Here is a 20,198-nt window from a genome sequence, read left to right as displayed (position 1 = left end):
CGCTGATGCTGATGCCGTACCGGAATGCGCCGCGCCGCGGAATTGCGAAATTGCTCCGCGACGAGGACGGCGCGGGCGTGGTGGAACTGATCATGATCATCGCCGTTGTCATCATCGTGGCAATCATTTTCAGGGAATATTTGATCGATCTGGTGAAGACGTTGATGGGCAGGGCGGAGACGGAAGCAAATGACATTTTCAACTATGACGCCAATAAGCACTTCCCCGGATCGAAATAAGCGCCGCCGGTTTATTCTCGACGATGCATCCGGCAGCGCCGCGGTCGAGTCCGCGATCGTCTTCCCGGCGGTGTTTCTGGCGGTGCTGGCGCTGCTGTTCGGGGCGATGATCATCCACGAGCGGGTGCTGCTCTACCATGCGGCTTCCGCCGCGGCGGAGCGGGCGGCCTTCCGCTGGGACAACAGCCACCGTGATCCCGTCACCGGCATCGCCCCGACCGGGCGTTACGATCCGCTGTACTGGCGGCTCACCGACGACCGGTTGTTGCAGTCCATCTTCGGCATGGAGGCCGGCGAGTCGGAGGACGCCGCGGTCGATTTGCCGGCAATGGGAGCGGAAAACGGGGGAGACCTGATGACCGGCAAACTGCTGAAAGGGGCGGGGCGCGTGCCCGGCAAATACGACGGCCGGGCGGTGTACCGCCGCCATCTGCTGTTGAAGCGGGTCTCCGTGGAACTCCAGACCTTCGACATCCCGCCGGGGGCCGCGCGTCTTACCGGAATTGCGGGGATCCGCGCTTCCGCCGCCGCGCCGGTCACCGATCCGGTCGAGCTGATCCGCATCGTCGATCTCGCGCGTTACTATGCGCAGCGGTTCGGAGCCGGAACGGACGGGGAGGAGCAGCGGAAGAAGGCCGGCGGCATTTTGAAGGTACGGTCGGGCCGGGAGGGGGGCAGCGGATGAAGCGTCGGTTCGCCGGACGGACGCTCTGGGACAGCCGGGACGGATCGGTCAACGTGTTTCTGATCGGCATTACGGCCGCGCTGTTCCTGTTCGTGGCGGTGCTGATCGATTTCGCGCGCATCGCCGCCTTCGAGCGGCTGGCGGAGACCGCCGTCTACTCCGGCGTCCGCTCTGCGCTGTCCGCCTACGACGGCACGCTGTACGAACGCTACGGCCTGTTCGCGCGGGGCGGTTCGGACGGCGGGGAAATATTCCGCCGCGTCATATCGTCCGCCCTGGAGCCGGACCATCCGGACCGGGGACTGAAGCTGCTGCGGACGGACGTCACGCATGCGGAGGTGTCACCGGGGGATACGCTCGGGCTCCATGCCGTCCTCGAGCGGCAGATTCTCGAAGAAATGAAATACAAGGCGCCGATCGATTTCACGCTGGAAATCGTCGAGCGGTTCAGGGGCGTCGCTCCGGCCCTCCGGGAGACCGCGCATGCCGCAAATGCGATGCTGCAGCTGCAGGAATTGTTCGACAGCCGCCAGCGCCATCTGGAAGAGGCGGTGCGGCGCCAGCGGGAAGCGGCCGAAGCCGTCGCGGCGTCGGGACTGGCGGCCCGGATTCCTTATCCGCCGGGTGCCGGCAGCGGAGGCACCGCGGAGGATGCAGCTGCCGGATACGAACCATATGTCGGCTGGGTCCGGGCGGAGGCGGAACGCAGGGCGAAGGAGGCGGAATGGCGGCGCCGGGTCGAGGAAGAGAGGAGGCGGTGGGAGGCCGCTTGCGGAGCGAAGCCGGGGCGTTCCGGCAATGATGCGGAGCGTGCGGCGGATCCCGCATGCGAGTCCCCGCCGGACATTCCGCCGCCCGATCTCGGGCCGAGCTATGCGGCCGAGATCGCGGCGTATGAGCAATCCGCCCGGGAGACGGCGGCCGCATTGGCCGACGCGTCCAGCATGGCCGCAACCGTCCACGCGGACGCCATAGCCGCCGCCAGGCAGGCGGTTCAGGCCGCCGCGGCCGACAACGAGCGAATGGCCGACGTCCTGCGCGAAGCCCGGCAGGCCGGAGCCGGAGACGGGGGCGGTGCATCGTCCGGGGGAGCCGGGGAGCCGGACGCTTCCGTCGTGATCCGTTCCCTGCTGGAAGATGCGTCCCGGCTCGTGCTGGACGCGGAATGGTTCGACGACTACCTCCGGGAGCTGTCCGGCCAGGATGCCGGCGCAGCCGCCCTCCGGGAGCGGGCGGACCGGTTCGGTTCGGCCGTCGCGCAGGCGCTCGCGAGCCCGGATCAACGGCATGCGGCGCCGCTCGGAGCCGCCTTCGACCGGCTGCGTGACGCGTATCGGGCCTATGCCGCGGCGTATATCGGGGAAGACGGTTCCGGCTCCGGCGGCGTCATCGCGGCGCGCGGCCGTGCCGTTGCGGAACTCGCCGCGGCGGATGAACAGCGCCGGGAATATGAACGCCGGTCCGAGGCGAAGCGCGTTGAGGCCGCTGAACTGCTGAAGCGGCTATCGCGGCTTTCGTCCGACGGGGAGGCGGAGCGGGAGTTCGGGCAGCTCCGAAAGCGGTACGAGGCGAGCCTGGCGCTCAACGGGGCCGCGCCGTCCGGCGGCGGGACGGTCGGCGGTCCGGACGACAAATCCGGAAAATACGCCAAGGAGGCGTCGCACAAGGCCGCAGGCCTGTTCGGCATGCTTGACGGTTTGGCGGCGAGTTTTCGGGATGAGGTCTATCTGAACGAATATGCGGTCCAGCGTTTCGATCATTGGGATCCGCGGCATTTGTACGATCTTGTCTTGCGCACGACGCAATCGTCGGACACGACGGCGGACGGATCGGACGGCGGCGACGGGCATTTGCCGCTGACCGTCTCCCATCAGGAAGTGGAGTATATCCTGTACGGCTTTCACAACCCGGCGGGGAACATCGCCGCCGCCCATGCGGAGATTTTCGCCGTCCGCGTCGCCATCCGCCTGGCGGAGGGATTCGTCGAGTGCCGCGCACTCGGCCATCCGCTGGTGGTGTTCGCCGCCGCTGTGGCGTACAGCTTCGAGCACGCCCTGAACGACATGGTCGAGCTGGTCCGGACCGGCAAGACGGAACTGTCGAAATGGCTGCCGATCGCCATCGCCTACCGGGACTATCTGCGCCTGTTTCTGCTGCTTCACGGCAGCAAGGCGGAGAAGCTGGCCCGCATCACCGCACTGATCGAGCATGATACCGGCTACCGGTTGGCCGCCATGCCGGTCGCGCTCACCGGGCGCGCGGACGTATCGGTCAACCTGTGGTTTCTGCCCGGGGTGATGAAGGGGATCGCCGGCGGAGGCATGTTGGAAGGAAGGGTTGTGGACGGCCGCTATGAGACGACGGTGGTTGTCGGATCGTCGTATTGAGCCCGCGCGGGATGCGAAGGGCGGCGTCACGGTCGAGGCCGCGCTGGTCATGCCGGTCTTCCTGATGGTATTCATCCTGCTGATTGCGGTCATCCGGCTGGCGATGACGCAGATGGCGCTGCAGGATGCGGCGGCGCAGATCGCCCGGCTGACGGCGGCGCACATCCACCCGGTCCAGCTTGCCGTCCGGTCCGCAGCGGGACACCCGGCAGCGGAGGCGGACGGAGCGGGGGCCGGAGACCGGACCGGACAGTCCGGGAACCCGTTCGGGCCATCCGGCGATCGAAGCCCGCAGCCCGGATTTCCGGAACTGGCGGCCGAACTGGCGGGACATTTGCCGGAACCGGCGGGTCCGTTGCTCGAAGCGGCGCTGAGGGGGGATTGGGAGGAAGCGGCCGACATCGCTTCGGCGCCGATCGGGGAGGCCGTCTTCGGTCCGCTGATCCGCGAGCTTGCCGCGGAGTCGGCGCTCGATCCCGGACGCATCCGGATCACCCGGCTCAGGCTGCCCGATTTGTCGGGCGGCGGCGAGGCGTATTTCCGGATCCGGCTGACCTATGATGTTCCGCTCGGGCTGCCTTTTACCCGTTCGCATGTGACGCTGTCGGCGGACGCCGAAGAGCGCGCCTGGATCGCCGATCCGGTGCCGGCGCGGATCCATCCGGAGGGGGAAGACGGGCCCGGCGGCATCGTCATCTTGTCAATCGAGCCGTCGCCGCTTCGGCCGGGCCGGAAGGCGAGGCTGACCGCGCTCGGGGCGCCGAACGCGAAGCTGAATCTCACGGTCTGGTACAAGAGCGGCAAGAGCCAGGCGAAACATCTCGGTGAGAAAATGACGGATGAGCACGGGCTCGTCACATGGGAGTGGCACGTGTCCGGCAACACGACGCCCGGCACGTGGGAGCTCGAGGTGACTTCGGAGGACGGCGCGAGGGCGCACCGTTATTTTGTCGTGCGGAAGGCGGGCGGCGAGGAATCCTGACGGAGTGTCGCCGTGAAGCCGGAATGAACCGGGAGGAGGGAGGCATGATGGTGTTGACCGCCGCGGGAGCGGCGATTCTGCTGGCGGCCGCGTTCGTCAGCGACATCCGGACGATGCGCATTCCGAACCGGCTGAACGTCACTGCCCTGGCGGCCGGACTGCTCTGCCATGCGGCGGCAGGCGCGTGGTCCGGCTGGCAGGAAGCGGCGTCGGCGTCCGGTGCGTGGCTGGGCGCCTTGCAGGCGGCGGGCCGGGGACTGTCGGAGGCCTGCGCGGGAGCCGGAGCGGGATTCGCCTTGTTGCTGCTGCCTTACATGCTGGGGGCTGTCGGCGGCGGAGACGTCAAGCTGTTCGCCGCGCTCGGAAGTTGGATCGGTGCGCGGGAGGCGTTGGATTGCGCCGTCTATTCCATGCTGGCGGCCGGAGCGTACGGGCTGGCGTGTCTGGCCATCGGCAAACGGCGGGCCGCGCGCTGGAGGCTATTGCGGGAAGACGCGGTTCAAGGCGGACCTTCGGCTGAAGCCGTCTCCGCCGCGGACGGCGCAACCTCCGCGGATGGGGACGGAGGGAACGGCGGACTGCGGAAATCCCGCTTTCCGTTCATGATCGCGGTGGTTCCCGGGGCGATTGCGGCATGGATATGGTGAAACCGCACCGCGGCCGCGGGCGGTGCCGTCCGATTCGCGGCCGGCGGCATGGCGGTCCGATCACGGACCGGGGCGGCATCGTCCGATAAGCGGCCGAAACGGCGTCGTACCATCAACGGCCAGGTGCGGTGCGGAACGAAACGGGTGCGGTGCGGATCGAAAGGAAAGGGGCGACGGGATGGAACGGTTGCAGGTCGATTTTGCGATGCAGCGGGGACACGAGATGATCATCCGGCGCGATCCGCCGTTTGGGCGCGCGGATTTGGACGAAGTCGACGTGCGGATGTTGCAGGCCGCGCGGCCGCCCGGGCTGCTCAAGGTCGACTGGTTCGAGATGGACGGCTGCGTGACGTTCCGTCACGCGGTCGAAGGCCGGAAAATGCTGCCGCACCGGCTGATCGCCGGACCGTTCGGAATGACGGAATATTTGGGCTTCATGCTGGGCATCGTCGAGGCGCTGGAGACCTGCGGGCATTATCTGCTCCGGGAATCCTGCTGCCTGCTGGAGGAGAGGTTCCTGTTCGTCGGTTCGGAATGGCGCGATGTCGCGTTGACCTATCTGCCGCTGCGGGAGCCGCCCGTGAAGAGGCCGGTTCGCGAAGAGCTGCTCGCACTGGCGATCCGGCTGATCGGGAAGGCGGAGCACGTGGACGGGGATGCCGTGCAGACCGTGCTTCGCCTGCTGGACGACCCGGGGGCCTCGTGGCCGGACCTTCGGCTCGGTCTGCTCAGGCTGATGGCGTCGGATCGAACGTTCGGCGCCGGACATCCGGTCGCGGAGACGGCGGGATTCCGGGCCGGCTACCTTGCCGGCGGGTCGAAGACGGAAGGCGGGCAGGCGCGTCGGATCGGATCCGCCCCCGGCTCACCGTATGAAGATGGGGGAAATGATCGGAGATTCCCGCCTGCCTTCGGCGCTGGAGGACCGGACACGGACGGCGCGTGGGGCTGTCGGATCGCATTTGGGGCCGATCGGCCGGATTCGGGAAATCGGGATCCGGTGATGGAAGCGCATGATGGTGATGCCGGCGCCGGGGGTTCCGCCCGCGTCCCGCATGCCGGCCCTTTCCCGGCCGCCGCTGACGGCCGGACGGGCGCAACCGCGGAATCGTCCCGCGCGGCGGAAGCCGAAGCGATGAACGGAAAGAACCGTTTCGGTTGGCTCGGCAGATTTTTCAAGGGAGAAGGCGCCGAAGAGCTCCCGCCGCCCGAGACGATGATGTTCGACGACGGGGAATGGCCGGGGGCGACGGGCCGCATCCGCGACACGGGCAGGGCGCGCTGGCTGTCCGTGTGCGGCGCCGTGCTGACGACGGCGCTGATCTGGCGATACCTCTACCTGCCGTCTCCCGGCACGGACCGCCTGCTGATCTGCCTCGGTGCAACGCTGCTTGCGGCGGGCGGGCTGGTCCTCGTGTGGCGGCGTCTCGCTCCCGGGAATCGCGGGATGGAGAATCACGCATGGTCGGCGGAAGGCGCGAAGGCGGGATCGGATGAAAACGGGTTGGCCAGACGGCCCCCGTGGGCGGAATCCGGATCGTGGGCGGAAGCCGGAGCCGGCGCCGACCGCGGCATTCGGTCCGAAGCGGCCGACATCCGCTTTTCCTGGCTGACCGAATTCGGATTGGACGACCGTCCGGCATCCGATGCGGCGTTCCGGGCGCAGGCGGGCGGGAGCGGACCAGGCGAGACGATCGGGTTGGAGGCGTCATCGGGTTCGACCCGGAACGGGATGCCGGGCATGACGGCGGAGGGCGACGCGGCGGAGCGCGATGAAACCGTATGGCTGCAAGACGAGACCGTGCTGCTGGACCGGGACGACGGCCGGTTGTGGCTGGTGCGGGAATATGAGGGTTCCAGCCGCCGCATCCCCGTCGAACGCGGCACGCATATCATCGGCCGTTCGGAGGCGCACGCACAGTTCGTCGACAAGGCGGAGGGCGTATCGCGCGCGCATCTGGAGGTCGCGTTTGACGGCAGCGAGGTGCGCATCAAAGATCTTGCCTCGCGCAACGGAACGTTGCTCGGAGACGAGATCATGGTGCCGTACAAGGAATACGTGCTCGGCATAGGCGACGCGTTCCGGCTGGCGGGACCGGACGGGCCGAAATACACGCTGCGCAAAAGCGGCTGACGGCCGGATTGATCATCCGGTTGTCAGCCGCGTGCTTCAGGTGATCATGGTTCACAACGACTGTCGGTCGAGCAGCTGCCGCACCGCCTCGTCGATGGTCGGATAGCGGAAGGTGAAGCCCGCCTCGAGTGCCGCGTTCGGCAGCGCCCGCTGGCCTTCCAGCAGCAGCACGGACAGCTCGCCGAATACGAGGCGCATGAGGGCGGCGGGCACCGGGAACCAGTGCGGCCGCCCGAGCGCCGCGGCGACCGCCCTGCCGAACCGGTCGTTTGTCACCGGTTCCGGCGCCGACGCGTTGACCGGCCCCGCGATATGCTCGTTGTCGAGGCAGAACAGGATGAGCCGCGTCATGTCTTCGATGTGGATCCAGGAGATCCACTGCCGTCCGCTGCCGACGCGGCCGCCGACGAACAGGCGGTACGGCAGGACCATCAGCGGAAAGGCGCCGCCGTCGGCGCCCAGGACGAGCCCGACGCGGAGCTTGACGAGCCGCCGGGCGGGGATCCGGTCCGCCGCTTCTTCCCACTCCTTCACGACGGCGGACAGGAAGTCGGTGACCCGGCCCGGGCTCCGCTCGTCAAAGGTCTCCGTCTCGGACATGCCGTAATACGAAATGCCGGACGCGTTCACGACGACCGGCTTGTCCCGCATCGCCCGCACCCATTCCGCCACGGCCCCGGCCGCGTCGAGGCGCGACTTCAGCACGCGGTCCTTCGCGGCCTTCGTCCACCGTTGGTTGATCGTCTCCCCCGCCAGGTTGACGATGGCGTCCGTTCCCTCCAGCCGTTCGGGCCGTCCGTTCCATTCCTCCCAGGTCGATTCCGTCAGGTTCGGATGCTTCAGGTTCAGCTTCCCCTTCCTGCGGGTCACGACCCGGACTTCGTCCCCGCGCTCCAGCAGCGCGCGCACGAGCGCGCGGCCGATGAAGCCGGTGCCCCCGGTGACCGCCACGCGCATGGCCTTCCGTTCCTCCCCGGGCTCAGGATTTCAGGAGATGCCGGTACGGACCGTAGTCGATCCCGTGCTTCTCGAGAAATTTGATCAGGCTGCGGTAATCGCGCTTCGGCGTCGCCTTGATGTAGCCTTCGATGCAATGTTCCCGCGTCACTTGGGATGCGCCGCTCTCGACGGCGATCCTGCCGATCTCCGCGGCGATCGCGTGCTTCGCGGTGTCCCGGAACGGCTTCGGCACCGGAGAGACGAGCAAATCGAGGAACGCCTTCGATTCCTCCGTCCACAGCGGCCGGCTCTTCTCGACCCAGTAGTTCTGCCAGTCGAGCTTCGACATGCCGTCCTGCTTCGGCAGCAGCTTGAGGAATTTGCGGAACATGAAATAGCCGCCGATCGCCATGAACACGATCAACACCATACCCCAGAACAGAATGAAAAACATGAACCCGTCATGGACACCGTTCATCCCGGCTCGTCACCTCTCCCGACCATTATACCGCACCGGCCGGCGTTTTTCGAACGACGGTTCCATGAACGGGACGGGCGCCGCCCGTCAGGTCCGGCGGACGTCCGCTGACCCGGGCATGCGCCGGCGCCTTTTGGAGGGGTTCTGGGGAACGGGTTTTCGGTGTCCGCGTTTCCCGCGCGCCGCTCAGGGCATCAGTTTGTAATCTCCGTCGGTGACGGTCACCCGGTCCCGCAGCCCCCCGGTCACGTACATTTCCCTGTCCCTGGTCAGAAACAAAGCTTCCGCGTCCGGCAGCGCTTCCGCGAAGGCCAGGCCTTCTTCCAGCCCCATCACGAACAGGGCGGTGGACAACGCATCCGCATAGGCGGAACGGTCCGTCACCACGGTTACGCTGTACAGGTTGTTCTGCGCCGGATAACCGTCATCCGGATTCAGAAGGTGATGGTACCGCACGCCGTCCTGGATGAAGTAGCGCTCGTAAATGCCGGAGGTCACAATGCTCTGGTCGCGCACTTCCACGACGGCGACATGTTTGCCCCGCGAAGTTTCCGGATTTTGAATGCCGATCCGCCAGGGCTTGCCGTCCGCCTTTTGTCCCACGGCCACCACGTTTCCGCCCAAATCGATAATGGCGCTGCGGAACCCCCGTTCCTTCAGAAACGCGGCCAACCGGTCGCCGGCGTACCCTTTGGCGACGGCCCCGACGTCCAGGGACATGCCGGGTTTCGTCAGAAAAACCGAGCACGCGGCGGCGTCCAGTTCCACCCATTCGTAATTCACAAGTCCGGCGGCTTTGCGGATCTCGGATTCGGGCGGGCGGGCCGCCCGCTCCGTGCCGATGCCCCACAAATCGACCAGCGGACCGACGGTGGGATCGAATTTCCCCTGCGACCGGCGGGCCATATCCAGCGCCAGGCGCAGCACTTCGCAGGTGTCGGCGGAGACGGTCACGGCCTCCTTCCCGGCGGCCGCGTTCACCCGGGCGATTTCGCTGTCCGCGGAAAACCGGTTCAATCGGGCATCCAGCTCCCGGCCGATCGCTTCCAGTTCCCGGAAGGTTTGCCCGGTCATCCGCTCGTCGTACACGTTCACGGTGTTGATGGTATCGAACATGAAAAACGTGTCCGATTTCGGTTCGATGGCGCCGGCGGCATAACCGGATTCCGCCCGGTCGCGGCAGCCGGCCAGCGTCAGGGCGAGGGTGACGGCGAGCAGAATGGACAAGGCTCTAAAGGTGTCAGTCATGGGAGATCCCTTCGCTTCCGCAGATTGTTACGTTTTTCACAAAGAAATCATATCAAATTGGCGTACCGGCGCCTGTGCATCTGGTCACAGTGGGGTTGCTCCATTGCCACTTACAATGAAAAAAACGAAAGCGGGGGAGGGACCGGAGATGAAGCGCGGCGATGTGTGGCTGTTGGCCGTGCTGGCGGTTGCGGTCGTTTCGTTCAAGTTGCCGGATTGGCTGAGCCCGCAGGACAGCCGCGGGGAACTCCGGGCCGAGATCTATGTCGACCGGGAACTGTACCGGACGGTCGAACCGAAGGGGGAGCCCCGGGAAATCGAAATCCGGACGGCCCGCGGGGTGAACGTGCTCCGGGTGAGCGAAAAGGGCGTGCAAATGATCGAGGCGGACTGTCCCGACAAGCTGTGCATCGCCATGGGGCGGATCGACGCCGCCGGCGAGTCGATCGTCTGCCTGCCGCACCGCGTGTGGGTGAAGATGGTCGGCGCCCCGCCGGGAGGTGACGTCCCCGATGCAATCGTATTCTGACTCCTTCGGGCTGAAACGGTTGGCGGTCGTGTCCGTGTTCGCCTCCGTGGCGGCGGTGCTGGGCATCGTGGAAGCGATGATTCCGTTTGCCGTCGCCATTCCCGGCGCCAAACTCGGACTCGGGAACATCATGGTGCTGGCCTGCCTCTATTTTTTTCGGACGCGGGACGCCGTCACGTTGATCTTGCTGAAAACGATGCTCACCTCCTTCGTGTTCGGTTCGTTTTCCGCGTTTTTGTTCAGTCTGGCCGGCGCCGTCTGCAGCCTCGCGGTCATGGGCCCGATGCTGCGCCTGGGCCGCAGCTGGTTCAGCCTGCCGGGCATCAGCATCGCCGGCGGCGTGGCGCACAACGCGGGGCAGTTGGCGGTCGCCGCCCTGGTGCTGGGGACGACGAACATCTTTTATTACTTTCCCGTCCTGATCGTTTCCGGTCTGGCGACCGGATGGCTCGTCGGCCTGGCCGCCCGGCGGCTGGTGGACGCGCTGGAACGGTCGGACGTGCTGCAGTTCATGCGCGTTTCGTCCCCCGTCGGAACGGCCGGGCAGGCCGGGAAAGGAGGATGAGCGATGACTTCCCGACCGGAACCCATCATCGAGCTCGAGCGCGTCACCTATGTCCGACGGCCCGGCGAGGCTCCGGTGCTGCGCGAACTGTCCCTGCGCGTAGGCGCCGGGGAATGGGTGTGCATCGTCGGCCGGAACGGCAGCGGGAAATCGACGCTGCTCCGCCTGCTGAACGGGCTTTTGCCCGCGACGTCGGGCCGCATCCGGGTGGACGGGTTGACGCTCGCCCCGGATACCCTGTGGGAGGTGCGCGAACGGACCGGCTTTCTGTCGTCCAACCCCGACCACCAGCTTCTGGGATTCACGGTGGCGGACGACATCATGTTCGGATTGGAAAACCGCGGCCTGCCGCGGGAGACCATCCGGGAACGGGTTCGCCGGTACGCGGAACGGCTGGGGCTCGAACCCCTGCTGAACCGCCATCCGGACCAGTTGTCCGGCGGACAGAAGCAGCGGGCCGCCATCGCCGCCGTGCTCGCCCTGGAGCCCAGGATCGTGCTGCTGGACGAAGTGACCTCGTATCTGGACGAGGCCTCCCGGCGGGAAGTGTTGGGGATTTTGCGGGAGATGAAGGACAGCGGGCGGTACACGATCGTCTCGGCGACGCACGACGAGGAGGAAATGCGCCTGGCCGACCGCCTGCTGGTGCTGGACGGCGGAACCGTCATCGCGGACGGTGCTCCGCGGGACATCCTCCGCCGGGACGACCTGCTCAAGGCCGGCGGCATGCGGCCGACCTTCGCCTTGCAGGTGTGCCGGGAATTGCGGAAAAGAGGCGTGGACATCGGCGACCATCCGGACGAGGAAGGGTTGGTGGAGGCATTATGGCGATACAAATGGTCGACGTCCACTTCCGCTATCCTGACGGGCAGCCGGGCGAATCCGGCGGATTGAACGGCGTCACCTGGACCGTCCGGGACGGGACGTTCGCGGCGGTGCTGGGGGCGTCGGGCAGCGGCAAGTCCACCCTGCTGCAGCACCTGAACGGCCTTTTGCGGCCCGCGCGGGGAGAGATCCGGGTGGGGGACTTCCGGATCGAAGCCGGAAAGCCGTTCCGGGAAGCCGCTGCCCTCCGCCGGCGGGTCGGGTTGGTGTTCCAGTTTCCGGAACAGCAATTGTTTGCCGAGACGCTCGAACAGGATTTGGGGTTCGGACCGAAAAATTTCGGGGCGACGGACGAGGAAGCGCGGGAGGCCGCGCGGCGCGCGCTGCGGCTGCTCGGCATGGACGAATCCCTGCTGACGGCCGGGCCCGAACAACTGAGCGACGGCCAGCGGCGCAAAGCGGCCATCGCCACCGTGCTGGCCATGGACCCCGACATGCTGGTGCTGGACGAACCGACCGTCTCCCTGGACCAGGCGAGCCGCGACGAGCTCATGCGGCTGTTGCACCGGCTGTGCAAGCGGGAAGGCAAAACCGTGGTGGTGGTGTCCCACCGGCTGGAGGAAGTGATCCCCTATGCCGATGAGTGCCTCCTGCTGGAGCGCGGCCGGGTGCGGTTCCAGGGACCGGCGGAGGCGCTCCTGGCCCGTCCCCGGTTGCTGGAGGAGGCCGGCTTTCCGCTTCCGCCGGCGCTGCGCCTCTCCCGTCTTCTGGCCGAGCGGTTCCACCTCCGGGAACCGCCCGCCAGCGGCCGGACCGGCGCGGAGGCGTTTGCCGAGCGGTTGTGCCGGCTCCTGGAACTGCCCGCCGCCCTCCACGGACGAGAGGATGATGGACCGTGCGGAACCGGATGATGCTCGGGCGGTTCATGGACGTCGGATCCCGGATTCACCGGCTGGATCCGCGGGCCAAGATCATCGCCCTGATGATTTACACGATCGTGGTGTTCCGGATGGATACGCTGCGGGAAGCGGCCCTGGTATCCCTGTTCTCCCTGGGCTGCCTCCGGATGACGCGGATCGGCCTTTCCCAATATGTCAAGGCGGTCCGGCCGCTGGGAACGATCGTCGTGTTCATTTTTCTGTGCCACCTGGCGCTGGATGCGGGCGGCAACCAGTTGTGGCGGCTGGGCCCGTTCAGCGTGTATTCGGAGGGACTGGAGCGGGGGCTGATGGCCGCGCTGCGCATGATCTGGTTTGTCGCGATGTCGGCCGTCCTGACCTTCACGACCCCGCCCGCCCAGCTGATCCGCGGCCTGGAGCGGGTGCTTGCGCCATTGCGCCGGCTGGGATTGCGGCCGCAGAACATTACGCTCATGCTGATGATCGCCTTTCGCTTCGTTCCCACCATCTTTGCCGAAACGGAACGGATTCTGAAAGCCCAGGCGTCGCGCGGTTTCGACCTGAAAGGTCGTCCGTGGAAGGAAAAGGCCGGCCTGTTCCTGGCGCTGCTCGTCCCCGTGACCGTCAATGCGATCCGCCGGGGCGTGGAACTGGCCGAGTCCATGGAAACCCGGGGCTTCCGGCCGGGCGTGCGGCGGTCATGCGGGCACGCGCTGATCTGGCGCGCCGGCGACACGGCGTTCGTCCTGCTGTTCGCGGTCCTGCTGGCCGTCACCTGATAACCGGGCGAACGGGGGACGAATCGACAGGGCGAATCCGGGGCGGGGCGGGAATGGTCGCTTTTTCACGATTCCTTGCTATGCTTGTGATTTTTTTCACATATTTGGAGATACAACGAAATTATAATCAAGACAAAACAAAAAACATGACAGAAAGGGGGGTTACCATGGAGCGCACGGCGATGTGGATACCCGGATGGAAACGGATTTGGAAGGGTTTCTGGCAACTGGCGGATCCGAAGGTTTGGCTGGCCTCCACGGTTCCGATGCTGGTCGCGGCCGTCATGGCCTGGCGCGATACGGGACGGATCCCGGTGTTCTGGTTGCTGGCGGCGATGGCGGGCGTGTACCTGATCGAGATCGGGAAGAACGCCGTCAACGAGTTCGTCGATTACGAGTCGGGCGTCGACCGGTTTGTCGAACCGGACAAACGAACGCCCTTCAGCGGCGGCAAGAAAACCATCGTGGACGGCCTGCTCACCGTCCGCGAGACGCGCTGGATCGCGGCGGCGACTTTGGCGGCGGCCTTCGTCGTCGGAACGGCGATCGCGGTATGGCGGGAACCCGACATTTTCTGGATCGGCGTTCTGGGGCTGCTGCTGGCCGTCTTCTACACGCTGCCTCCCCTGAAGCTGAGCTACAGGGGCTGGGGCGAAGTGACGGTCGGTCTGACGTTCGGGCCGCTCCTCTTGACCGGCATGTATTGGGTGCTGGCCGGAACGTTCGCCTGGAAGGCGATCGCAGCCGGCGTCCCGCTTGCGTTCCTGATCGCCAACGTGCTGTGGATCAACCAGTATCCGGACTACGAGGCGGATTTGAAAGGCAACAAGCGCAACGGCCTCGTCCGTCTGGGCAAGGAAAAGGGCCTGATCGTGTATCGTCTTCTGTTCGTCGCCGCGTATGCCGGTTTGGCCGCTTTGACCCTCATCGACCGGAATCCGTTCTGGCTGCTGGGCTGCCTGAGCATTCCCTGGGCCGTCAAAGCGGTTCGCGTCGCGGCAGCCTTCAAGGACGACATCCCCCGGCTGATGAAGGCCAACGCCTGCACCCTGACCGTGTACCAGGTGACGGGATTGGGGATGATGCTGGCAGCCGGGCTGTTCGGGTGACGGATCGGTCGTGCGGCAACGTCCAAGGGATCTCATGCGGAACATGCGATGAACCTTTCCGAAGTTTCAAAAAGAAAGAACATGGCCATTGCAGAACCAACCGTTGAGGAGGGACCATCGATGGTCAACAACAAACGCTGGACTTGGCTTGCGATCGCCGCGCTGGTCGCGTTTCTGCTGACGGGGTGCGGCGGCGGCAAGGACGACAACGCGGCGGGCGGCGAACCGGCCGGTACCGAGCCGGCAGATACGCCTTCCGCAAGCGCACCGGCAGACGAAGACACCGGCGCCGCTTACCAGGACGGATTCTATTATGCCGAAGCGGATCAATTCGATGAAAAGTCGGGCTGGAAATACGTCGTGGGCCTGACCGTCGAAAACGGCAAGATCGTTGACGTGGAATGGACCGGGCTGCACAAGGACGGCGGCATTGACAAGAAGACGCTGTCGATGCAGGGGAAATACGGTCTTGTGGAAAAGGGCGGCGCGCAATCGGAATGGCACGAACAGGCGGAAAAGGTGGAGCAATTCCTGCTGGACACGCAGGATCCGGCTGCCATTCAAGTGAAGGATGACGGTACGACGGACGCGGTGTCGGGCGTGACGATCAAAGTGAATGATTTCACAATGTTGGTGGAAAAGGCGCTGGCGGCCGGTCCCACGGAAAAAGGTCCCTACAAGGACGGCCGTTATCATGCCGAAGCCGACCAATTCGATGAAAAATCCGGCTGGAAAGACACGGTGGACGTCACGGTGCTCGGCGGCAAGATTTTCGCCGTGCAATGGAACGCGGTGCACAAAGACGGCGGCGACGACAAGTTGACCCGTTCCAGAAACGGCGAATACGGCATGGTGGCCAACGGCGGTGCGCAGGCGGAATGGCACGAACAGGCGGCCAGGATGGAGCAATTCCTGCTCGAAAAACAGGACCCCGCGGCCATTCCGGTGGATGACGGCGGGTACACCGACGCGGTGTCCGGCGTAACGATCCATGTCGACGGGTTCCTGGATCTGGTCCAAAAAGCGCTGGCGAATGCCAAGTAATCATTGAAAGACAGCCGGAGCCGGCAGATCGCAACCGGTGCCGGGGCAGGCAGGCCGCGGCCGAAGAGGAGGGAGAGGCATGCGACGAATCGTCGTGTTGGGCGCCGGATACGGCGGCGTGCTGACGGCCAAAAAGCTGGCCAAAAGACTGAAAAAGGATCGCGACATCCGGATCACGCTCATTGACAAAAATCCGTTTCACACGTTGCTGACCGAACTGCACGAAGTGGCAGCCGGACGTGTCGACGAATCGTCGATCCGGGTGGAATTGAAGAAAATCTTCGCAGGCTTCAAGAATGTGGAGGTGGTTCTGGACGAAATTACCGGCATCGACTTCGGATCGCGAACCCTCCATTCCGATCGCCGTCAGTACCATTATGACTATCTGGTGATCGGAACCGGCAGCAAGCCTTGCTTTTTCGGCATCCCCGGGGCGGAGGAGCATGCGTTCACGCTATGGTCCTATGAAGATGCCGTCCGGCTGCGGGATCACATCGAGGCGATGTTCCGGAAAGCCGCCTGCGAGCAAGATCCGGAGCGTCGCCGGGACCTGCTCTCCTTCGTGGTGGTCGGAGCCGGGTTCACCGGCGTGGAGATGGTCGGGGAACTGGCCGAACATGCCAACGTGCTCGCCAGAAAAATGGGCGTTGACCGTTCGGACGTCCGGCTGTACCTGGTGGACATGGTGCAACGCATCCTGCCGATATTGCCGGAATCGCTGGTCCGCAAGGCCGTCCGGCGGCTGGAGAACATGGGCGTGCAACTGATGACCGGCACCCCGATCACCGAGGTCATGGCCGACGGCGTGCGCGTGGGGGAAAACGAAATTCGCGCCGGCACGGTCATCTGGACCGCCGGGGTGGAAGGATCCGATCTGGTCGGACGCCTGGATTTGCAGCAAAAGGGCCGGAAGCGGATCGTCACCAATGACATGCTGCAGGCGGTGGACGACGACCGCGTGTACGTGATCGGCGACAACCTGTTTTTCATTCCCGAAGGTTCCGATCAGCCGGTGCCGCAAATGGTGGAGAACGCGGAACATTCCGCGGAGCTGGTGGCCCACAACATCGTCAGCGACCTGAAAAACGGGAAGAAAAAATCGTATCGCCCGAAATTCCACGGCATGATGGTCAGCATCGGCAGCCGGTACGGCGTGGCGTACGTGGGCTCGCCCAGGCGGAAATTCGGCCTGAGCGGCCGGATGGCCATGCTGATCAAACACCTGATCAACATGCTGTATTTGGCGCAGGTTTGCGGCTTCCACAAGGTCTGGTCCTATCTGGGTCATGAATTTTTCCAAATCAAGGACCGGCGCAGCATCGCGGGCGGGCACCTGGCGCACCGGTCGCCGAATTTCTGGCTGCTGCCGCTGCGGCTTCTTGTCGGGTACGTATGGTTTACCGAAGGGCTGGTCAAATGGAAGAAGATCATGGAAGATCCGGACCGCATCTTCCTCATCCCCGCCAAGACGGAGGGCACAAGCGCCGCGACGGCGGAGGCCGGGGAAGCCGCCATGGAGGCGCTGCCCGTTCCGGACTGGATCGCCGATCTGGTGCAGGGCATGATGGATGCCATGTTCTACACCAAGGACGGCGGGTTCACCGCGCTGGCCGGCGTGTTTCAAACATCGATGGTGGTGGCGGAACTCCTGTTTGGCGCCCTGCTGTTCATCGGCCTGTTCACGGCCCTGTCCTCCGTGTGCACCATCCTGATGGGGCTGATGATCTGGTCGTCCGGCACGGCGTCGCCCGAGGTGCTGTGGCTGCTCATGGGCGGCATCGCGCTGGTCGGCGGTTCGGGGAGCGCGTTCGGGTTGGATTATTACGTGCTGCCCTGGCTGAAGGAACGGTGGAAACGGATCCCGTTTGTGAAGCGCTGGTACCTGTACACCTGAGCGGGCACGGGCGGGTGCCGCCGGGATCGTCCGACGGGCGGGACGTCCGGCGGCACGGCGGCCCGGGGTGAACCGGGGGCTGCGACGGCGACGCGGATTCGGCAAAGGGATGTTTTTATCAGGCTGGTCAAACCATAAAATAAAAAAACAGCAAGGATCGGCATGGCATTGTCCGGACCGCGCGGTCCGGCGGATCGCCATGCCGTTTCCGTTGCGGCGTCGCCGCGCGGGGCGGACCGGCGGCGGATCGCGCGGCGCGCCGCCTTTCAAGCGCGGACCGATTCTGTTAGAATAATAGGAAATGTGCTGTCGGGAGGGAGCAGGTTGCTCAAGATCGGTTCGCATGTGTCGTTTTCGGACAAGGGGCTCGTGACGGCAACGGAAGAAGCGGTGTCGTACGGCTCCAGTTCGTTCATGATCTATACGGGCGCGCCGCAGAACACGAAGCGGAAGCCGATTGAAGAGTTGTACATCGAGGAAGGCAAGGCGATGATGAAGGAGCACGGCATCGACGAGATCGTCGTGCATGCGCCTTACATCATCAATCTCGGCTCGTACAAGAAGGACACGTTCGAGCTGGCCGTGCGCTTCCTGCAGGAGGAGATCCGCCGCACGCACGCGATCGGCGTCGGCCACATCGTGCTGCACCCGGGCGCGTATACGGACAAGGATCCGGCGTACGGCATCGCCCGGATCGCGGAGGGCCTGAACGAGGTGCTGGCCGGCACGGAAGGGATGGACGTGAAGATCGCCCTCGAGACGATGGCCGGCAAGGGAACCGAGATCGGCCGCACGTTCGAGGAGATCGCCGCGATCATCGACAAGGTGAAGGACAACGACCGGATATCGGTCTGCCTGGATACGTGCCACATGCACGATGCGGGTTATGACATCGTCCACGATCTCGACGGCGTGCTGCGCGAAATCGACCGGATCGTCGGGCTCGACCGCGTCGCCGTCGTCCATATCAACGATTCGAAGAATCCGCGCGGCGCGGCGAAGGACCGGCACGCGCCCATCGGCTCGGGCTACATCGGCTTCGAGGCGATCAAGCGGGTCGTCGATCACGAGCTGCTCAAGGGACGGCCGTTCATCCTCGAGACGCCGTGGATCGGCAAGGACAACAAGACGTCCCGGCCGATGTACGAAGCCGAGATCGCGCTGCTGCGCGGCGACGTGAAGGAACGCTTCGGCGAGGAGTTCCTCGAGCATGTGGAGCGCCTGCACCATTTCTTCGACAAAGAGGAAATCGACGGGCGGACGTACGTGCTCTCGGTCTGGGAGTCGCTGAAGAGCGACGCGAAGGCGAAGAAAGCCGATCCGCGCGAGCCGATGGACCGGCTCTACGATCTCGTGATCGAGCGCAAGGTGCTGCCCGAACATCTGTCGGAGGAAGCGGTCAACCACCGGCTGACGGCCTGGTTCGCCGGCAAGCGGTTGCTGAAGGAAGCGTGATCGCCCGAGCACCTCTCCACCCCGGCATCATGATCCCAATGAACGGAAGGATGTAACAGCCATGCAGCGTAACGTCTACCAGCCACAACATCCGATCCAGCGAAGCGCCAACCGGGCGCGCATGCTGATCTCGTGTCCGGACCGTCCCGGCATCGTCGCGGCCGTGTCGCAGTTCCTGTACGAGCAGGGCGCGAACATCGTGTCGTTGGACCAGTATTCGATCGATCCGGAAGGCGGCATGTTCTTCATGCGCATCGAATTCGACCTCCGGGATCTCGACCAGGAGCTGCCGAAGCTGCAGGAAGACTTCATCCGCGTCGCCGACCGGTTCCAGATGAAATGGCACATTTTCCGCGCCAGCCGGAAGAAGCGGATCGCGATCTTCGTCTCGAAGGAGGACCACTGCCTGCTGGAGCTGCTCTGGCAGTGGCAGGCGGGCGATTTGGACGCCGAGATCGCGATGGTGATCAGCAACCATCCGGACATGCGCGAGCTCGTCGAATCGTTCGGCATTCCGTACCACCATATTCCGGTGACGCCGGAGACGAAGGCCGAAGCCGAGCGGCAGCAGCTCGAGAAGGTGCACGAGGGCAAGGTCGATCTGATCGTGCTCGCGCGGTACATGCAGATCCTCTCGCCGCGGTTCATCGAGTTTTTCCCGAACCGGATCATCAACATCCACCATTCGTTCCTGCCGGCGTTCGTCGGCAGCAAGCCGTACCACCAGGCGTATGAACGCGGGGTAAAAATCATCGGCGCGACGGCCCACTATGTGACGGAGGAGCTCGACGGCGGCCCGATCATCGAACAGGATGTGCAGCGGGTGTCGCACCGCGACGACGTCGCGAGCCTGAAGCGGATCGGGCGGAACATCGAGCGCACCGTGCTCGCCCGCGCGGTGAAATGGCACCTCGAGGACCGCATCATCGTGTACCAGAACAAGACGGTCGTGTTCAACTGACGGCGGATGCGGCCGGAAGCGGATCCGGGCGGGAGCGGAGGGGGAAGCGGCTTCGTCCGCCGGCCGCTCGAAACCGGACCGCCGATCGGGCCGCGGGTTCGAACCGGCTTGCCCGGGGACACGGCTTTGCGGCCGGTCCCGCCGGGGCGAAGGCGCGGCTTTGAACCGGGCGTCCGACAGACCACCAACACGCGGCCCCGCGCAACGCGGGGCTTTGTTGCTTGCGGGAGATGACGGCACGGGTATCGCCCGGTTCACCGGCGGCGGCTGTTGACGTACGTCTCGGCTGCTTCCGCAGATGCGCGGGGCCGGCTTCCGATTGTCGCCATTGTACCGCAACCGGTCGGGCCCCCGGATATAAACCGCATTGATCACCCGGTGAAAAAACGCAATGTGCCG

19 protein-coding genes are annotated in these 20,198 nt (G+C 65.2%); 16 read left to right on the top strand and 3 right to left on the bottom strand.

What is annotated here, in order from left to right:
• Positions 1-5 precede the first annotated feature (5 nt).
• The 6 genes from A9Z00_RS12200 to A9Z00_RS12175 all read left to right on the top strand — a co-directional run bounded on the left by A9Z00_RS12200 (position 6) and on the right by A9Z00_RS12175 (position 7,074).
• Positions 6-239: a Flp1 family type IVb pilin gene (locus tag A9Z00_RS12200; protein ID WP_296977743.1), complete on the top strand. Its 234-nt coding sequence runs from the start codon at positions 6-8 to the stop codon at positions 237-239.
• Positions 190-924, top strand: coding sequence for a TadE family protein (locus A9Z00_RS12195; protein ID WP_367189526.1), 735 nt, complete (start codon positions 190-192; stop codon positions 922-924). Before A9Z00_RS12200 ends, A9Z00_RS12195 begins: the two co-directional genes overlap by 50 nt.
• Positions 921-3,311: a prolipoprotein diacylglyceryl transferase gene (locus A9Z00_RS12190; RefSeq protein WP_296977741.1), complete on the top strand. Its 2,391-nt coding sequence runs from the start codon at positions 921-923 to the stop codon at positions 3,309-3,311. Before A9Z00_RS12195 ends, A9Z00_RS12190 begins: the two co-directional genes overlap by 4 nt.
• Positions 3,292-4,293 carry a TadE/TadG family type IV pilus assembly protein gene (locus tag A9Z00_RS12185; protein ID WP_296977738.1) on the top strand — a complete coding sequence of 334 codons (1,002 nt, stop codon included), beginning with the start codon at positions 3,292-3,294 and terminating at the stop codon, positions 4,291-4,293. The genes A9Z00_RS12190 and A9Z00_RS12185 overlap by 20 nt, the downstream gene beginning before the upstream one ends.
• A 44-nt stretch (positions 4,294-4,337) precedes the next feature.
• Positions 4,338-4,940: an A24 family peptidase gene (locus A9Z00_RS12180; protein ID WP_296977736.1), complete on the top strand. Its 603-nt coding sequence runs from the start codon at positions 4,338-4,340 to the stop codon at positions 4,938-4,940.
• Between the two features lie 178 nt (positions 4,941-5,118).
• Complete coding sequence (locus A9Z00_RS12175; protein ID WP_296977733.1) at positions 5,119-7,074, top strand: DUF6382 domain-containing protein; 1,956 nt, start codon at positions 5,119-5,121, stop codon at positions 7,072-7,074.
• A 51-nt stretch (positions 7,075-7,125) separates the two neighbouring features.
• Here the strand turns inward: A9Z00_RS12175 and A9Z00_RS12170 are convergent, their stop codons facing one another.
• The 3 genes from A9Z00_RS12170 to A9Z00_RS12160 form a co-directional block, all read right to left on the bottom strand.
• Positions 7,126-8,031, bottom strand: coding sequence for a TIGR01777 family oxidoreductase (locus tag A9Z00_RS12170; RefSeq protein ID WP_296977731.1), 906 nt, complete (start codon positions 8,029-8,031; stop codon positions 7,126-7,128).
• Between the two features lie 22 nt (positions 8,032-8,053).
• On the bottom strand, positions 8,054-8,491 hold the full coding sequence (locus tag A9Z00_RS12165; RefSeq protein WP_296977728.1) for a DUF2621 domain-containing protein: 438 nt from the start codon (positions 8,489-8,491) through the stop codon (positions 8,054-8,056).
• Between the two features lie 186 nt (positions 8,492-8,677).
• A complete protein-coding gene (locus A9Z00_RS12160) occupies positions 8,678-9,739 on the bottom strand; it encodes an FAD:protein FMN transferase (RefSeq protein WP_296977726.1) in 1,062 nt (353 codons plus the stop codon).
• A gap of 148 nt (positions 9,740-9,887) precedes the next feature.
• Here A9Z00_RS12160 and A9Z00_RS12155 point away from each other — a divergent pair, with 148 nt between their 5' ends.
• From A9Z00_RS12155 to purU, 10 genes are all read left to right on the top strand, one after another.
• A complete protein-coding gene (locus A9Z00_RS12155; RefSeq protein ID WP_296977723.1) occupies positions 9,888-10,268 on the top strand; it encodes a NusG domain II-containing protein in 381 nt (126 codons plus the stop codon).
• The gene (locus tag A9Z00_RS12150) at positions 10,252-10,833 is read left to right on the top strand and encodes a Gx transporter family protein (protein ID WP_296977720.1); all 582 of its coding nucleotides are present in this window, start codon (positions 10,252-10,254) and stop codon (positions 10,831-10,833) included. Before A9Z00_RS12155 ends, A9Z00_RS12150 begins: the two co-directional genes overlap by 17 nt.
• Positions 10,834-10,836: 3 nt before the next feature.
• Positions 10,837-11,727 carry an ATP-binding cassette domain-containing protein gene (locus A9Z00_RS12145; protein ID WP_296977717.1) on the top strand — a complete coding sequence of 297 codons (891 nt, stop codon included), beginning with the start codon at positions 10,837-10,839 and terminating at the stop codon, positions 11,725-11,727.
• Positions 11,658-12,569: an ATP-binding cassette domain-containing protein gene (locus A9Z00_RS12140; protein WP_296977714.1), complete on the top strand. Its 912-nt coding sequence runs from the start codon at positions 11,658-11,660 to the stop codon at positions 12,567-12,569. Before A9Z00_RS12145 ends, A9Z00_RS12140 begins: the two co-directional genes overlap by 70 nt.
• Positions 12,554-13,336, top strand: coding sequence for an energy-coupling factor transporter transmembrane component T family protein (locus A9Z00_RS12135; protein WP_296977711.1), 783 nt, complete (start codon positions 12,554-12,556; stop codon positions 13,334-13,336). The genes A9Z00_RS12140 and A9Z00_RS12135 overlap by 16 nt, the downstream gene beginning before the upstream one ends.
• Positions 13,337-13,503: 167 nt before the next feature.
• A complete protein-coding gene (locus A9Z00_RS12130) occupies positions 13,504-14,445 on the top strand; it encodes a prenyltransferase (RefSeq protein ID WP_296977708.1) in 942 nt (313 codons plus the stop codon).
• A 48-nt stretch (positions 14,446-14,493) separates the two neighbouring features.
• Positions 14,494-15,489 (top strand): FMN-binding protein, encoded by a 996-nt coding sequence (locus A9Z00_RS12125; protein ID WP_296977705.1) that lies wholly within the window; start codon positions 14,494-14,496, stop codon positions 15,487-15,489.
• Between the two features lie 79 nt (positions 15,490-15,568).
• The gene (locus A9Z00_RS12120) at positions 15,569-17,383 is read left to right on the top strand and encodes an FAD-dependent oxidoreductase (protein WP_296977702.1); all 1,815 of its coding nucleotides are present in this window, start codon (positions 15,569-15,571) and stop codon (positions 17,381-17,383) included.
• Between the two features lie 324 nt (positions 17,384-17,707).
• Positions 17,708-18,838, top strand: a complete 1,131-nt coding sequence (locus A9Z00_RS12115) for a deoxyribonuclease IV (protein WP_296977699.1) — start codon at positions 17,708-17,710, stop codon at positions 18,836-18,838.
• A 61-nt stretch (positions 18,839-18,899) separates the two neighbouring features.
• A complete protein-coding gene (gene purU / locus A9Z00_RS12110) occupies positions 18,900-19,799 on the top strand; it encodes a formyltetrahydrofolate deformylase (RefSeq protein ID WP_296977697.1) in 900 nt (299 codons plus the stop codon).
• Positions 19,800-20,198: the final 399 nt, after the last annotated feature.

This window comes from Thermobacillus sp. ZCTH02-B1 (assembly GCF_002159085.1).
Taxonomy (GTDB): Bacteria; Bacillota; Bacilli; order Paenibacillales; family Paenibacillaceae; genus Thermobacillus.
This window is presented reverse-complemented; position numbering and strand designations above follow the sequence as displayed.